The following is a 13,207-nucleotide window of genomic DNA, read 5'->3' as shown; positions in this document are numbered from 1 at the left end:
ATTTATCGAGATGTTGCACCGTTATGCATCCTTTTTTTCAAGAATTAAAGCAAGGAAGTCAAGCCTTAGGATTAAGCCTAAGCGAAGAAACCCTAACACTCTTACTGAAATATCAAGATGCTTTAGTGCTATGGAATAAGGCATATAACCTGACGGCTATTCGTGACCCTAAAGAAATGTTGGTTAAACATTTATTGGATAGTTTAAGTATCTTAAAAGATTTACCACAGGGGCGTTTGTTGGATGTGGGTACCGGTGGTGGTATGCCGGGCATGATCATTGCATTGTGTCAACCAGAACGTCATTGTGTGTTGTTGGATTCAAATGGTAAAAAGATTCGTTTCTTGAAACAATTTATCGCAGATTTGAAGCTAAAAAATGTAATTGCAGTGCAAACACGTGTTGAAAATGAAGAAAGCATCAATGAGCTTGGTCATTTCGATGTCATTACAAGTCGAGCTTTTGCATCATTGTCTGACTTTGTGGATGCGGCACAACCTTATATGCATGAGCAGAGCATCATTGCTGCGATGAAAGGCTTAATCCCAACGGATGAGGTTGTGCAGTTGAAAGATAAATATTCGTGTAAAGTGATTGAGCTTCGGGTACCAAGATTAGATGAACAGCGTCATTTACTTTTACTTCAACGTATTCAATAAAAAATATTAAGGGTAATCATGGCTCAAATTATTGCGATTGCAAACCAAAAAGGTGGTGTCGGGAAAACCACGACAGCCGTAAATCTTGCTGCGTCCTTGGCGATCTTAAAGAAACGTGTCTTGTTGATTGATATGGATTCACAAGGCAATGCCACAATGGGGTCTGGCGTTCAAAAAAATGATCTTCTTTATTCAATAACCGACGTCCTTCTGGGTGAAGTTCCAATCGAGACTGCAATTCAAAAAGCCGAGGTGGGTTATAAGGTATTAGGCGCAAATCGTGAGCTTGCAGGTGTCGAGCTTGCAATTGCAGAGCAAGATGGACGTGAGTTTATTCTTAAAAATGCATTGCAAGAAATTTCCGCATCTTATGATTATATTATTGTCGACTGTGCGCCAAGTTTAAGCCTTATTACGGTCAATGCCTTGGCTGCTGTCACTGGTGTGATTATACCAATGCAATGTGAGTATTATGCTTTGGAAGGGTTGGCTGATTTAACACAAACAATTGATCGTATACAAAAAGCCCTTAATCCAAACTTGGAAATTGTTGGGGTATTACGTACCATGTACGATGCTCGTAATGCATTGACACGTGATGTCTCGGCTGAGTTGGAGCAATATTTTGGTAAGAAACTGTATGATACGGTTGTACCAAGAAATATCCGTTTGGCTGAAGCACCTGCACACGGTTTACCTGTGATCTATTTTGAAAAAAGCTCGAAAGGTGCGGTCGCATATTTGAATTTGGCCGCAGAAATATTGAAGAAAAGTAAAGTGAAAAAAGGAAGTGCTGTATGAGCATCAAAAAACGCGGGTTGGCTAAAGGTCGTGGTTTAGATGCGCTACTAGGTTCAATTCAGAAAGAGAAATTGCAACTTGAAGCACAAGCTTTAGATCATGGTCAACTCAAGCAGATTGATGTCAATTTATTGAAACGTGGGGAGTATCAGCCGCGTCGTTTTATTCAGGAGCAAGAGTTAAAAGAGCTTGCTTCTTCGATTGAAAAACATGGTGTGATGCAACCAATTGTGATTCGTCCTGTCGACGATGAACAGTATCCATACGAGATTATTGCGGGTGAGCGTCGTTGGCGCGCAGCGCAGATGGCGGGATTGACAGAAATCCCTGCAATTGTGCGTGAACTCAATGATCAAGTGGCGATTGCTTTGGCGTTAATCGAGAATATTCAACGTCAAGATTTAAATCCGATCGATCAGGCTTTGGCTTTACAGCGTTTCCATGAAGAATTTGGTTTAAGTCATCAGGAGATTGCTGAAACTGTTGGTAAAGCACGGACGACAGTTAGTAATTTATTGCGGTTACTCAGTTTGGCTGACCCAATTAAAGACTTTATGCAGCAAGGTCAAATCGATATGGGGCACGCACGTGCCATTTTGACCCTAAAGGCCAAAGATCAAATTGCAGTTGTAGATATCGTTATTGAAAAAGGCTTATCGGTACGTCAAACTGAACAATTGGTTCGTGAGTGGAATGAGCCAAAACCTGAAAAGGAAAAGGCGCTAATTTCTCCAGATATTGAACAACTGACTCAAAAGTTATCTGAACGTTTTGGGGCAAATGTGAAAATAGACCATAATCAAAAAGGCAAAGGGAAATTAGTGATTCAATATCATTCATTGGATGAGTTGGATGGAATCCTAAATATTTGTTTACCGAATTAAACTGATAATATTGAGAAACCATCCTTTTATATTTTAAATATTATTGGGGAATAATATGTGGGAACTTGTGAAAGCGGGTGGCTGGTTGATGCTGCCCCTTATTTTCTCATCAATTTTTACGGTTGCGATTATCATTGAGCGTTTCATCCGGTTGAAGCGTTCGCAGGTTTTACCTCAAGCACTCCTTGTTCAGGGGGCTGATGTAGAATCAGTTATTTCACATTTAGAACATGATGACGCTCAAAATAGCCCTTTAGGTCGTATCCTAAAAGCGGGCTATGCACATCAAAACCAAGGTGAGCAATTTGCTCGTGCGCAAATGGAAGCCACGGCTTCACAAGAAATCAGTTATCTAGAAAAGAATATCAATTTTTTAGGTACATTAGGTGCAATTGCACCATTACTTGGCTTGTTGGGTACGGTCATTGGCATCATCGAGGCTTTTTTGGTGGTTGATATTGGTTCTTCTGGTAATGCAAGCATGATGATGCCAGGGATTTCGACTGCGCTAATTACCACTGCTGTCGGGATGTTAATTGCTATTCCTGCCATGATTGCGTACCGCTATTTTCAACGAGTAGTACTTGAATATGTTGCTGAGCTAGAGCAACAATCAACATTGTTTCATGCCGCGCTTTTTTATAAAAAAGCAGCGCATGTACAAGAACACCGTCGTGCAAGCTAAGCATAGGTGTCATGATGAAATTTAAACGTTCTCAGGTTGAAGATATTCATATCAATTTGACACCAATGATTGATTGCATGTTATTTATTTTGGTGTTTTTATTGCTTTCAACCACTTTTAGTCAGCAAAGTCGTATAAATCTTACGCTGCCTGATGCGCAAGGCGTTCCGCCGAAACAATTCGATCACAAAATTGAAATCATGGTAGACTCAAAAGGGTATTATTCTGTGAATGGTCAAGCATTATCAAGCAAAGAAATTGCTGACCTAAGCACTGCAATTAAACAAGTTGCCCAAGATCGCCGAGATTTTATGTTCATTATTGCCGCTGATTCAAATGCAGCACATCAAGATGTGATTCGTGTGATGGATGTGGCGGGACAGCTTGGCTTTGTCAATGTCAACATTAGCACTAAAGTTCCAACTAGAGGTTTTACTGAGTGAGTCAAGATTTTAAAGTCTATTTGCGTCTTTTAACTTATTTAAAATCTTATTGGGGCGTTGCCTTATTAGTATTGCTTGGTTTTAGTATCAATGCCGCCACCGAGGTGTCGGTCGCTAAACTACTTAAATATATTATTGATGCGATTCAGGAAGGTAGTCGAGAAAATTTAAACTGGTTTCCAGTTTTAATTATTTTGCTTATGTTTTTCCGCGGCATAGGCTTGTTTCTAGGTGGCTACTTTACAGCAGTAATTTCAAGAAGATTGGTGTTTAGTATTCGCCAAGAAGTTTATGCGAAACTCCTAAGGCTACCTGCACAATATTATCTTGATAATACTTCAGGACATATCAGTTCTAAGTTGATGTACAACGTACAACAGTTAACAGCAGCCTCGTCGGACTCACTGCAAACCGTCGTAAAAGATGGTTTAATTGTGATCGCGCTGCTCAGTTATTTATTTTATACCAACTGGCGCTTAACGCTTTGTATTATTGTATTTATGCCTGTGATTGGCTTGTTAGTTCGTGTTGCTGCGAAACGAATGCGTAAGCTTTCACTGCAAGTACAAAATACCATGGGTGATGTCAATCACGTGGTTCAAGAAACCATTAATGGTAATTCAGTAGTCAAAAGTTTTACAGGTGAAGCTTTCGAACAACAACGTTTTTATACATCATCGGTAGAAAACCTTCGCCGTGGTTTAAAAATGGTCGTGGTTCAAAATATTAACAGTCCTGTTGTTCAGCTTGTTTTGTCTTGTGCAATGGCACTTATTCTTTGGTTAGCGTTAAGACCACAAGTATTTGGTGATACTTCAGCTGGTGAATTTGTAGCTTATATTACTGCTGCAGGTTTGATTTCTAAGCCAGTGAAAAACTTAACGGATATCAATGAAAAACTACAACGTGGTTTAGCTGCTGCGCATTCGGTTTTTGAGTTATTGGATCTACCAGAAGAAGAAAATAAAGGCCAATTAAAACCTGCATTGAAAGGCAATATTCGATTTGATCATGCAAATTTGCAATATAGCGATGGCACCCATGCGATTAAAGACTTCACTTTAGATATAAAAGCTGGGCAAACGATTGCATTGGTTGGGCGCTCTGGTGCGGGTAAAACCTCGTTAGTGAATATGTTGCCGCGCTTCCAAGAACTGAGTCGCGGTCAGATTTATTTTGATGATATTCCTGTTCAAGAGATTGAGTTGCTTAGTTTGCGTTCGCAAATTGCGATGGTGAACCAACAAGTGGTGCTATTCAACCGTAGCGTGCGTGACAATATCGCCTATGGACAACTGCAAGATTCAAGTGATGAGCAAATCATTGCAGCGGCGAAAGCAGCCTATGCGCATGACTTTATTATGGAGTTGCCGCATGGGTATGACACCGTTCTAGGTGCGCAAGGTTTAAATCTATCTGGTGGTCAACGTCAGCGTATTGCGATTGCCAGAGCAATTTTGAAAAATTCACCGATCTTGATTTTAGATGAAGCAACCAGTGCGCTTGATAATGAGTCCGAATACTTTATTCAACAAGCATTTGATGAGGCGATGCAAGGTCGTACAACGATTGTGATTGCACACCGTCTATCAACGGTTGAAAATGCGGATATTATTGTCGTGATGGACAAAGGTACGATTATAGAGCAGGGTACGCATACAGAGTTACTTACTAAACATGGTATGTATTACCAGTTACATCAGCGTAATTTTGAGGAAGATTAAGCATGTCGATGGCGCAACGTATACAAGATGCTTGGAATGAACAAGCTTCATGGTTAATTGTTTTGCGCCCATTGTCATGGTTATATCGGTTTGGTTTTTGTCTAAATCAAAGCTTGTATAAAGTAGGCATCAAAAGTGTTTATCACGCGCCTGTGCCCATCATGGTGATTGGTAATATTACGGTTGGTGGAAGTGGTAAAACCCCATTGCTGATTGAGTTGGTGAAATATTTACAACAGCAAGGTGTACGTGTTGGGGTGATCAGTCGTGGTTATGGCGGACAAGGTCCTTTTCCTGCAAGCGTGGAACAGTCATCTGAGCCCTCCGTTGTTGGTGATGAGCCTTGTTTGATTGTTCAATCGACCGATGTGCCGATGGCTGTTGGGCCAAATCGTCAAGCATCTATAGAGTTGCTGTTGCGAACCGCGGGTGATCTTGATTTGATTATTAGTGATGATGGTCTTCAGCATTGGGCTTTAGGTCGTCAGATTGAATGGATTGTATTGGATCAAAACCGTGGTTTGGGCAACGAAAAACTATTACCCGAAGGGTATTTGCGAGAACCAAAATCAAGATTAAAAAGCAGCACAGTTATCGAGCATACTAAAGTTGCTCAGCCACATAAAAATATGCATTTAGATGTGGGAAAGCCTTATCTGCTCAATACTCATCTAGAGTTAAGTTGGTTTGATGCGAACCAATATTTTAATGCGGTCGTCGGTATTGGCTTTCCACAGCGCTTTTATCAAACATTGAGTAAGCTTGGTGTGAGTCAATATCAAGCGCATGAGTTTCCAGATCATTATGATTATGAAGTCGAAGATTTAATCTTTGATTCGCAAGATGCAATTATTACGACCGAAAAAGATGCTGTAAAATTTAAAAGTTTATTGCAACAGCATTCTGATTTTAATATCCCAATTTGGGTTGTGCCAGTTGAAGCTGTTTTATCATCTGATTGTTATGATTTGTTGAAACAGCAGTTGCAACAAGTCGGTATTCAATTTTCTTAGAGAAACACCATGAAACATATCGTTATACCTGCTCGTTTTGCGAGTTCTCGTTTGCCAGCAAAACCACTTTTATTGATTCATGGTCGTCCGATGATTTTACGTGTGGTCGATCAGGCGAGTAAGGTTGATGGCTTTGATGATTTATGTGTAGCCACTGATGATCCTCGAATTGCTGATGTTTGTCGTGCCGAAGGTGTGGATGTGGTTTTAACCAGTGCCGACCATCCATCTGGGACAGATCGTTTGAGTGAGGTTGCACGCATTAAAGGTTGGGCAGCAGACGATATTATTGTCAATGTTCAAGGTGATGAACCATTACTTCCTGCACAGCTCGTTAAACAAGTAACACGGCTTCTTGTTGATAATCCGCAATGTTCAATGTCAACATTGTGCGAGCGAATTTATCATTTAGATGAGTTTCAACGCGATAGTATCGTTAAAGTCGTGATGTCTAATCGCAATGAAGCACTCTATTTTAGTCGTGCCACAATTCCATATGATCGTGATGGCGCGAAACAAGCTGAAGCCAGGGTACATGATCAGGCATTTCGTCATTTAGGTTTATATGCTTATCGAGTGAAATTACTGCAAGAATATGTCACATGGGATCAAGGTCAATTAGAGCAATTAGAAAGTTTAGAGCAACTTCGAGTGCTAGAAAATGGCCATCGTATTGCGATTGCAGTTGCCGAAGCCAACTTACCACCAGGTGTCGATACTCAAGCTGATTTAGATCGACTGAATGCAATGCCAGTGAGCGCATTTGAATAATATGATCGTCGATATCCAGTCTACAAAAACTTACGCTTGGCATGAACAAACTTGGGAATTGCTGACAACCCGATTTCCAGAAATAGGGCATGGCCTATTATTCTATGGCAAGCAAGGCTGTGCTAAAAAAGAGTTTGCTGAGCGCTTTGTTGCTTGGATATTATGTGCGAATAAACAGCCTCAAGCAGCCTGTGGCGAATGTGCAAGCTGCCAATGGTTGAAATCAGATACACATCCGAATTATGTGCACATCACCACAGATGAAGACAATAAAAAACAAAATGCGAAAATTAAAATAGAAAAAATACGAGATTTACTTCCTTTTGTTCAGCAAACTGGTGAGGGGTGGCGAGTTATCGTGATTGAACCTGCGGAAGCGTTAAATATGGCTTCTGCAAATGCTTTACTGAAAACACTTGAAGAACCGGGTGAGAAAGTCATTTTGATTTTACTTGCCGATCATTATTTAAAATTACCTGCAACGATTCGCAGTCGTTTGCAACGTTTCTCTTTAGATCGCTTAAGTGTGGAAGATGCACAGTCATTTGTGCAACAACAAGTTCCAAACATTGGCACTCAACATATTTCATTATTGTTAAATCTAGCCAACGGAATGCCATTGACTGCGATTGAAATAGAGCAAAGTGGTTGGTTGCAAAAACGCACTTCATTTTTAAGTGATTGGCTAAAATTAGTTGCTGAAAAAAGTATGCCGTTGCACTATGCCAACAAATGGTCTAAAGAGTTAAGTTTTACAGAATTGATGACCATGTTCGAATATTTATTAGCAGATTTAATCAGTTTTAAGTTGAATCAATCATTGAGAAATGATGATTTAGATTTTCGAGATTTAGCTGAACAATATCATTTAGAACGTTTATTTGCGATTTATGCTGACGTACAACAAAAGAAGCTGATGGTGGCGCAGAATGTACAGTCGCAATTGGTCTTAGATGAGTTATTTATTCAGTTGATGAATGTTGAGCTTGGGTTTTCGCAATAACAAAGTGATGGACTATCATGCTTTTGATTCGCAAGAATCCATATTTTTGTGGCTAATTGGATAGTCACTTTTAAGGTGGGACTGCATTTTAAGATGTTTTGTAAAGATTGTATTTAAATTGTTTTTTATTATAACTTCCGAACTAAAAATATATAAAATGTGAGGTACTTCACAATAATATCAAAAAATAAGGAATATGATGATGAAAATAAGATCTATAGCTGTTGCATTATCACTTGTAATTTTACCAGCCATTGCAATGGCTGAGCCCAAGTTTGAGTCAAATATCAATGGCTCATCTATTCTGATCAACGCATCTAATCATGGTTCGCAAGCCTATGAGTGCGTGTATAGCTACTCATTTAATCATAATCAACAAAATGCAAAATCGAATCAGTTCAGCGGTAAACTTTACATTGAAGCAGGGGCGCGGCAGATCGCTGTTGTGACACGACATACCGATCAAGCGATTAGTAAACTAAATTTTGATTATAAGTGCACTGAAAAATAAGCCCTTTTAAAATAAAGTAAACCGCTCATGAGGTATTCTGATGATGAGCGGTTTTTTAGTTTTTGTCATACGCATGATTTGAAAGTTTGGTCTGATGTCGTGAGCTGCAAGGTCTATGTAAACCCCTAATCTAACTAAATACAGGCCGTTTTGAGTGTTTTCACAACATTTTGCTGAAACAGCATTTGTTGTTTCTAGGATTGTTTTCTATAATCAAATGATAAATCATGTATAGATACTAAGTAAGCGGTAATTCTAAGGACGTTTATAAAGCAGATCAAAGCGAATTGATTGTTTTTGTAAGTTTATCAACATTAAAACGATGTCGATATTTTTTATGTATTTAACAGGGGAAGGTTATGCAACATCAAATGATGGGTGGGATTATACAGGTCAATATTCCTGATAAGGCCACTTTACAATCGAGCTATATGCCTTTTGTACAAGGAGGCGGATTATTTGTTCCAACTAAACAAGCAGTAAAAATGGGACAGGAAGTTTTTATTTTGGCGACATTACCAGAGCAATCACAAAAGATCCCGCTCACAGGTAAAGTCATTTGGATCTCGCACAAACAGACACATTTCAAGCCACAAGGTTTTGCGATCCAGTTGGCTGGCGAAAAAGGTGTATATTATAAGAACGAAGCTGAGAAATTATTGGCAGGTTCTAAAGCAATGGATCGTCCAAGTTATACGATGTAAGCAAAATGAATAGGAAGAAAGAGTGTTTGTTGATACGCATTGCCATTTAACCCTGTTAGATTTGACTCCTTATGATGGGGATCTAGATCAAGCACTCGCACAAGCTCGACTTGCCGGTGTTTTAAAATTTATGGGAATCTCTGTTGATCTTGATGACCATATTAAACTGGCAGAAATTGCTTCCCGTCATGATGATGTGGGCTATACAGTGGGTGTGCATCCCTGTGAAGATGGTCATGTGATGGCACGTGCGACAACGGACTATTTAGTCGAACTAGCCCAATCCGAAAAGGTCTGGGCTTTGGGAGAGACAGGCTTAGACTATTATCACAGCACAGATTTTGTCGCTGAGCAAAAACAGTGTTTTGCTCGACATATTCAAGCATCAAAAATTGTGAAGAAGCCAGTGGTTGTACATACACGCTCTGCTAAGCACGATACAGTTGATATTATTCAAGCTGAACAATCTAGTCATGGCATATTGCATTGTTTTACTGAAGACTGGGAAACGGCAAAAGCAGTTTTAGATTGTGGTTATTATATTTCGTTTTCTGGCATTATTTCATTTAAAAATGCACAAGATTTGCGTGATGTTGCAAAACAAGTTCCATTAGATCGGGTACTGATTGAAACAGATAGTCCTTATTTGGCACCTATGCCTTATCGAGGAAAAACCAACGAACCTAAATATGTGCCGTATGTAGCAAAAGCCTTGGCTGATGTATATCATAAATCAGTTGAAGAGATTGGTGTGATTACTACACAGAATTTTGAAAATCTTTTAAATTTTAAATAAACGGTTTTTGTTGTATTAGGAAAGAGAGTTATTACGTGAAAATGGATCGTCAAGCTCAGTTTCGAGCACGAGAAGTATTAATTTTTCAAATCGCGGAGCAACTCCTATTAGAAAATGGCGAAGCGGGCATGACGCTTGATGCTCTTGCGGCTGAGTTGGATCTTGCGAAAGGTACGTTATATAAGCACTTTCAGAGTAAAGATGAATTATATATGTTATTGATTATTCGCAATGAACGAATGTTGTTAGAAATGATTCAAGATATAGAAAAAAGTTTTCCTGAACATTTGGCTTTTTTTATGTTGCACCATCTTCATCATCCTGAGCGCACAGCGTTATTTCATCAGATAGAAGAGCGTTTATCTACGACAGCACAAGGTATCCAGCAGTTATTTAGTGAGTTGTATAAGATTCGTCGCCAACGTTTACGTATTATTATTCGCATGACGGAAAGTTATTTGCTTGATATTAATAGTGCGATGACGACCCGTGATTATTTAGCATCTATTTGGTCTTTGACCTATGGAGCGGCTGTGATCCTGAACTCAAGTTTTTATCAGCGTTATTTAGGTTCTAGAGATACATTACGAGTGGCTTACATTGAACAAGCTTTGGCGATGCCTAAGCAGCTTGAACAAGTTTCATCTTCGTGACCAATACAATGAAGTCTTCACTGAGGTCGCAACGAGCTTTTACCCTGATTGAGATCATGGTGGTGATTGTGATTATGACCGTCATGACATCGTTGGTGGTCTTGAATATTGGTGGTGTTGATCAACGCCGAGCGATGCAAGCCAGAGAAATGTTTATCCTTGATCTTAAAAAAATTAATAAAGAAGCAACAGATCAGGCGAAAGTTTTTGCATTAAATACCCAGAATGCAACTGATGTTGCGCCATTTAGCTATCACCTATTTGAATATTACGATCAGAGTCATGAACAAATCCAACATGCGGATCGTATTTGGCAGGTTTATAAGGAGTTTAAACCTCGTCAGTTACCGAAAAATGTGTCTTTTAGCATTCAAAGTTTAGATACTGAAAATTATAAAAGAGCACAGAATGACGATCTGTTAGGTGGCAGGGCACCACAACTGATTTGGTTTGGAAATGGCGAGGTGAAGCCTGTTCGAATTCAATTTTATTATGAGCAACGACCGATTGGACATGAGCTGTCGCTGGATCATTTGGGTAAAGTGAATGAAGAAGAATAAGGCATTTACCTTACTTGAAGTCATGGTCGCACTTGCGATTTTTGCAGTGGCTGCGATCGCATTGACTAAAATTGCAATGCAATACACTCAAGCAACTTCAAATGCGATTTTGCGGACCAAAGCCCAATTTGTTGCAATGAATGAAGTTGCGATGATGGAAATGAATAAAGAGTGGTTGGATGGGACGCAATCCAAGCAAGTTTCTTCGCAGGGCGAAACGTGGCAAATTGATAAAAAAGCCGAACCTACAATTAGTCCCAAAATACAACGTATTGAGTTACAGATAAGTTTGTTTAATGTTGATCAGGATAAAGTAGAAGCAGGTATTAGCAATATTGTATTTTTTAACTATCCTGAACAAGCGAAGACATGATGAAATATAAACAGCAAGCTTTTACTTTGGTGGAATTGCTGGTTGCGATTGCGATTTTTGCTGTACTTTCGATGTTGGGTTGGAAGGTGTTTGACTATTTGCTGAAAGTCAAAGATCGTAATGCAGAACATGAAATGCATTTATTCGCGTTACAGGATGCTTACCAACAGGTTTTAAGAGATAGCTTGCAAATTATTCCCTTGACTGCCAATGATGGACGACAACTGCAAGCCGCTGTGCTGTTATATGATCAAAGTTTTATGTTTAGTAAAGCTGGTGTGTCAGATCCATTGAAGCAAGGCTTATCACCATACGAACGTATAGAATATCGTTTTGATGAAGCACAAAAAAAAGTATATCGCTTGAAATATGCAAATTTAAATATCCCAAATCGTGTGCAGCCGATCTCAAGTACTTTGTTGGAAAATGTTGATCAGTTTAAAGTACTGGTATTGAACCCTCAAGAATTGTCTGAGTGGCCAGAAAACATGGGTGATCCAAATAATGTGGATGAACTAAAAAAATTACCATTAGGTTTTAAAATCCAGCTCACGGTCGCAGGTACAGACTATGAGTGGATATATAGCTTGGTCAGTAACAATCAGGGTGGTCAGTGATTGCTATGAAGACATACGCGTCTCAACGTGGTATTGCATTGCTTACGATCTTGGTTATGGTTGCGCTCGCGACGATTCTTGCAGCAACCATCGCAAAACGACAAAGCAATAGTGCTGAGAATACAGGCTATTTGATGCGTCAAAATCAATCTTTGCTTTATGCTAAAAGTGCTGAGGCATTTTTCTCAGAGTTGCTAATACAAGATAGCGATAATGGTAACAATATTGATCATTTACAGGAGAATTGGGCCAAACCAATGCCATCATTTCCTGTTGATGGTGGTACTGTTCAAGGTCGTTTAGTGGACGAATCTGGAAAATTCAACTTAAATAATTTGGTAAAAGCAAATGGCAATGAAGTTGATGATTTGGCTCGTCGCTGGTTTGAAAAACTTTTACAGCGTGTTGGTTTGCCCGCAGAGCTAAGCCAAGCTGTGATCGATTGGCAAGATACTGATGATGAAACAACAGGTGCGATGGGTGCGGAGAGTAATTATTATCAAGGATTAGATCCTTCTTATTTAGCTCCAAATACCAAATTTCATAGTGTTGAAGAGTTGAAGTTGGTTAGGGGCTTCGAAGGGAAAAACTACGATTTGATTAAGCAATATATTACGGCATTGCCAGAACCAACTAAAATTAATATGAATACGGCACCTGCATTATTGCTCGCAAGTATTGATCCAAGCGTCGATGTCAATGCTGTTGAGCAAGAATTAAAAACAAAACAAGCTGATTTATCATATTTCAATAATGTTGAGGATTTATGGAAGCTCAATGCTTTTTCAGGAATAGATCAGCAAAATAAGGCAGATGCGGCGGCGTGGTTAGACAGTAAATCCTCTTTTTTTACTGCACAAATAGAAGTTGTTTTAAGTGAGCGCAAGCGCCAATTTAGCAGCTCAATGCACCGTCAAGATAAACAAGTTACTGTCTATTCTAGAAGTCTTGCTCCTTTTAAGTGATCAGATTGGATTATTGAATAGTCACAAGATTTAAATTCAATCCCA

17 protein-coding genes are annotated in these 13,207 nt (G+C 39.3%); all 17 read left to right on the top strand.

The features are described from left to right. The first annotated feature begins 23 nt into the window (after positions 1 to 23). The 17 genes from rsmG to gspK all read left to right on the top strand — a co-directional run bounded on the left by rsmG (position 24) and on the right by gspK (position 13,162). Entirely contained in the window at positions 24 to 659 is a 636-nt protein-coding gene (gene rsmG / locus F903_RS11470; protein ID WP_005197198.1) for a 16S rRNA (guanine(527)-N(7))-methyltransferase RsmG, read from the top strand. Between the two features lie 18 nt (positions 660 to 677). Then, positions 678 to 1,460, top strand: a complete 783-nt coding sequence (locus F903_RS11465; protein ID WP_005197197.1) for a ParA family protein — start codon at positions 678 to 680, stop codon at positions 1,458 to 1,460. Then, positions 1,457 to 2,344 (top strand): ParB/RepB/Spo0J family partition protein, encoded by an 888-nt coding sequence (locus F903_RS11460; RefSeq protein ID WP_005197195.1) that lies wholly within the window; start codon positions 1,457 to 1,459, stop codon positions 2,342 to 2,344. Before F903_RS11465 ends, F903_RS11460 begins: the two co-directional genes overlap by 4 nt. A gap of 55 nt (positions 2,345 to 2,399) precedes the next feature. Then, positions 2,400 to 3,029: a MotA/TolQ/ExbB proton channel family protein gene (locus F903_RS11455; protein WP_005197193.1), complete on the top strand. Its 630-nt coding sequence runs from the start codon at positions 2,400 to 2,402 to the stop codon at positions 3,027 to 3,029. Positions 3,030 to 3,043: 14 nt separating this feature from the next. Continuing rightward, the gene (locus tag F903_RS11450) at positions 3,044 to 3,472 is read left to right on the top strand and encodes an ExbD/TolR family protein (RefSeq protein ID WP_004671404.1); all 429 of its coding nucleotides are present in this window, start codon (positions 3,044 to 3,046) and stop codon (positions 3,470 to 3,472) included. Then, positions 3,469 to 5,196: a lipid A export permease/ATP-binding protein MsbA gene (gene msbA / locus F903_RS11445; RefSeq protein ID WP_005197191.1), complete on the top strand. Its 1,728-nt coding sequence runs from the start codon at positions 3,469 to 3,471 to the stop codon at positions 5,194 to 5,196. Before F903_RS11450 ends, msbA begins: the two co-directional genes overlap by 4 nt. A gap of 2 nt (positions 5,197 to 5,198) precedes the next feature. Beyond that, on the top strand, positions 5,199 to 6,209 hold the full coding sequence (lpxK, locus tag F903_RS11440) for a tetraacyldisaccharide 4'-kinase (RefSeq protein WP_005197188.1): 1,011 nt from the start codon (positions 5,199 to 5,201) through the stop codon (positions 6,207 to 6,209). Between the two features lie 9 nt (positions 6,210 to 6,218). Continuing rightward, positions 6,219 to 6,980, top strand: coding sequence for a 3-deoxy-manno-octulosonate cytidylyltransferase (kdsB, locus tag F903_RS11435; RefSeq protein ID WP_005197186.1), 762 nt, complete (start codon positions 6,219 to 6,221; stop codon positions 6,978 to 6,980). Between the two features lies 1 nt (position 6,981). Continuing rightward, complete coding sequence (locus F903_RS11430; RefSeq protein WP_005197185.1) at positions 6,982 to 7,983, top strand: DNA polymerase III, delta' subunit; 1,002 nt, start codon at positions 6,982 to 6,984, stop codon at positions 7,981 to 7,983. Positions 7,984 to 8,185: 202 nt separating this feature from the next. Continuing rightward, a complete protein-coding gene (locus F903_RS11425; protein ID WP_004671393.1) occupies positions 8,186 to 8,494 on the top strand; it encodes a hypothetical protein in 309 nt (102 codons plus the stop codon). 359 nt (positions 8,495 to 8,853) lie between these two features. Continuing rightward, positions 8,854 to 9,198 (top strand): PilZ domain-containing protein, encoded by a 345-nt coding sequence (locus F903_RS11420; RefSeq protein WP_004671391.1) that lies wholly within the window; start codon positions 8,854 to 8,856, stop codon positions 9,196 to 9,198. A gap of 22 nt (positions 9,199 to 9,220) precedes the next feature. Next, on the top strand, positions 9,221 to 9,994 hold the full coding sequence (locus tag F903_RS11415) for a TatD family hydrolase (RefSeq protein WP_005197182.1): 774 nt from the start codon (positions 9,221 to 9,223) through the stop codon (positions 9,992 to 9,994). 41 nt (positions 9,995 to 10,035) lie between these two features. Continuing rightward, positions 10,036 to 10,647, top strand: a complete 612-nt coding sequence (locus F903_RS11410; protein ID WP_171063481.1) for a TetR/AcrR family transcriptional regulator — start codon at positions 10,036 to 10,038, stop codon at positions 10,645 to 10,647. 8 nt (positions 10,648 to 10,655) lie between these two features. Then, positions 10,656 to 11,207: a pilus assembly FimT family protein gene (locus F903_RS11405; RefSeq protein WP_005197180.1), complete on the top strand. Its 552-nt coding sequence runs from the start codon at positions 10,656 to 10,658 to the stop codon at positions 11,205 to 11,207. Then, positions 11,194 to 11,580 carry a type II secretion system minor pseudopilin GspI gene (gspI, locus tag F903_RS11400; RefSeq protein ID WP_004671386.1) on the top strand — a complete coding sequence of 129 codons (387 nt, stop codon included), beginning with the start codon at positions 11,194 to 11,196 and terminating at the stop codon, positions 11,578 to 11,580. The genes F903_RS11405 and gspI overlap by 14 nt, the downstream gene beginning before the upstream one ends. Continuing rightward, positions 11,580 to 12,197, top strand: coding sequence for a type II secretion system protein GspJ (locus F903_RS11395; protein ID WP_171065283.1), 618 nt, complete (start codon positions 11,580 to 11,582; stop codon positions 12,195 to 12,197). Before gspI ends, F903_RS11395 begins: the two co-directional genes overlap by 1 nt. 5 nt (positions 12,198 to 12,202) lie before the next feature. Further along, positions 12,203 to 13,162, top strand: coding sequence for a type II secretion system minor pseudopilin GspK (gene gspK / locus F903_RS11390; RefSeq protein WP_034595157.1), 960 nt, complete (start codon positions 12,203 to 12,205; stop codon positions 13,160 to 13,162). The last annotated feature ends 45 nt before the right edge of the window (positions 13,163 to 13,207 follow it).

The sequence above is a fragment of the Acinetobacter sp. NIPH 298 genome (assembly GCF_000369505.1).
In the GTDB taxonomy this organism is placed as follows: Bacteria; Pseudomonadota; Gammaproteobacteria; order Pseudomonadales; family Moraxellaceae; genus Acinetobacter.
The sequence above is the reverse complement of the archived record's forward strand: the minus strand, read 5'-3'. Positions and strand labels throughout refer to the sequence as shown.

Excerpts from the sequence above, each read along its gene's own strand:
- F903_RS11465 (WP_005197197.1), top strand. The coding sequence starts at position 678 with ATGGCTCAAATTATTGCGATTGCAAACCAAAAAGGTGGTGTCGGGAAA.
- F903_RS11450 (WP_004671404.1), top strand. The coding sequence starts at position 3,044 with ATGAAATTTAAACGTTCTCAGGTTGAAGATATTCATATCAATTTGACA.
- rsmG (WP_005197198.1), top strand. The coding sequence starts at position 24 with ATGCATCCTTTTTTTCAAGAATTAAAGCAAGGAAGTCAAGCCTTAGGA.
- F903_RS11395 (WP_171065283.1), top strand. The coding sequence starts at position 11,580 with ATGAAATATAAACAGCAAGCTTTTACTTTGGTGGAATTGCTGGTTGCG.
- F903_RS11405 (WP_005197180.1), top strand. The coding sequence starts at position 10,656 with ATGAAGTCTTCACTGAGGTCGCAACGAGCTTTTACCCTGATTGAGATC.
- lpxK (WP_005197188.1), top strand. The coding sequence starts at position 5,199 with ATGTCGATGGCGCAACGTATACAAGATGCTTGGAATGAACAAGCTTCA.
- F903_RS11425 (WP_004671393.1), top strand. The coding sequence starts at position 8,186 with ATGAAAATAAGATCTATAGCTGTTGCATTATCACTTGTAATTTTACCA.
- gspK (WP_034595157.1), top strand. The coding sequence starts at position 12,203 with ATGAAGACATACGCGTCTCAACGTGGTATTGCATTGCTTACGATCTTG.
- F903_RS11455 (WP_005197193.1), top strand. The coding sequence starts at position 2,400 with ATGTGGGAACTTGTGAAAGCGGGTGGCTGGTTGATGCTGCCCCTTATT.
- gspI (WP_004671386.1), top strand. The coding sequence starts at position 11,194 with ATGAAGAAGAATAAGGCATTTACCTTACTTGAAGTCATGGTCGCACTT.
- kdsB (WP_005197186.1), top strand. The coding sequence starts at position 6,219 with ATGAAACATATCGTTATACCTGCTCGTTTTGCGAGTTCTCGTTTGCCA.
- F903_RS11410 (WP_171063481.1), top strand. The coding sequence starts at position 10,036 with ATGGATCGTCAAGCTCAGTTTCGAGCACGAGAAGTATTAATTTTTCAA.
- F903_RS11420 (WP_004671391.1), top strand. The coding sequence starts at position 8,854 with ATGCAACATCAAATGATGGGTGGGATTATACAGGTCAATATTCCTGAT.
- F903_RS11430 (WP_005197185.1), top strand. The coding sequence starts at position 6,982 with ATGATCGTCGATATCCAGTCTACAAAAACTTACGCTTGGCATGAACAA.
- F903_RS11460 (WP_005197195.1), top strand. The coding sequence starts at position 1,457 with ATGAGCATCAAAAAACGCGGGTTGGCTAAAGGTCGTGGTTTAGATGCG.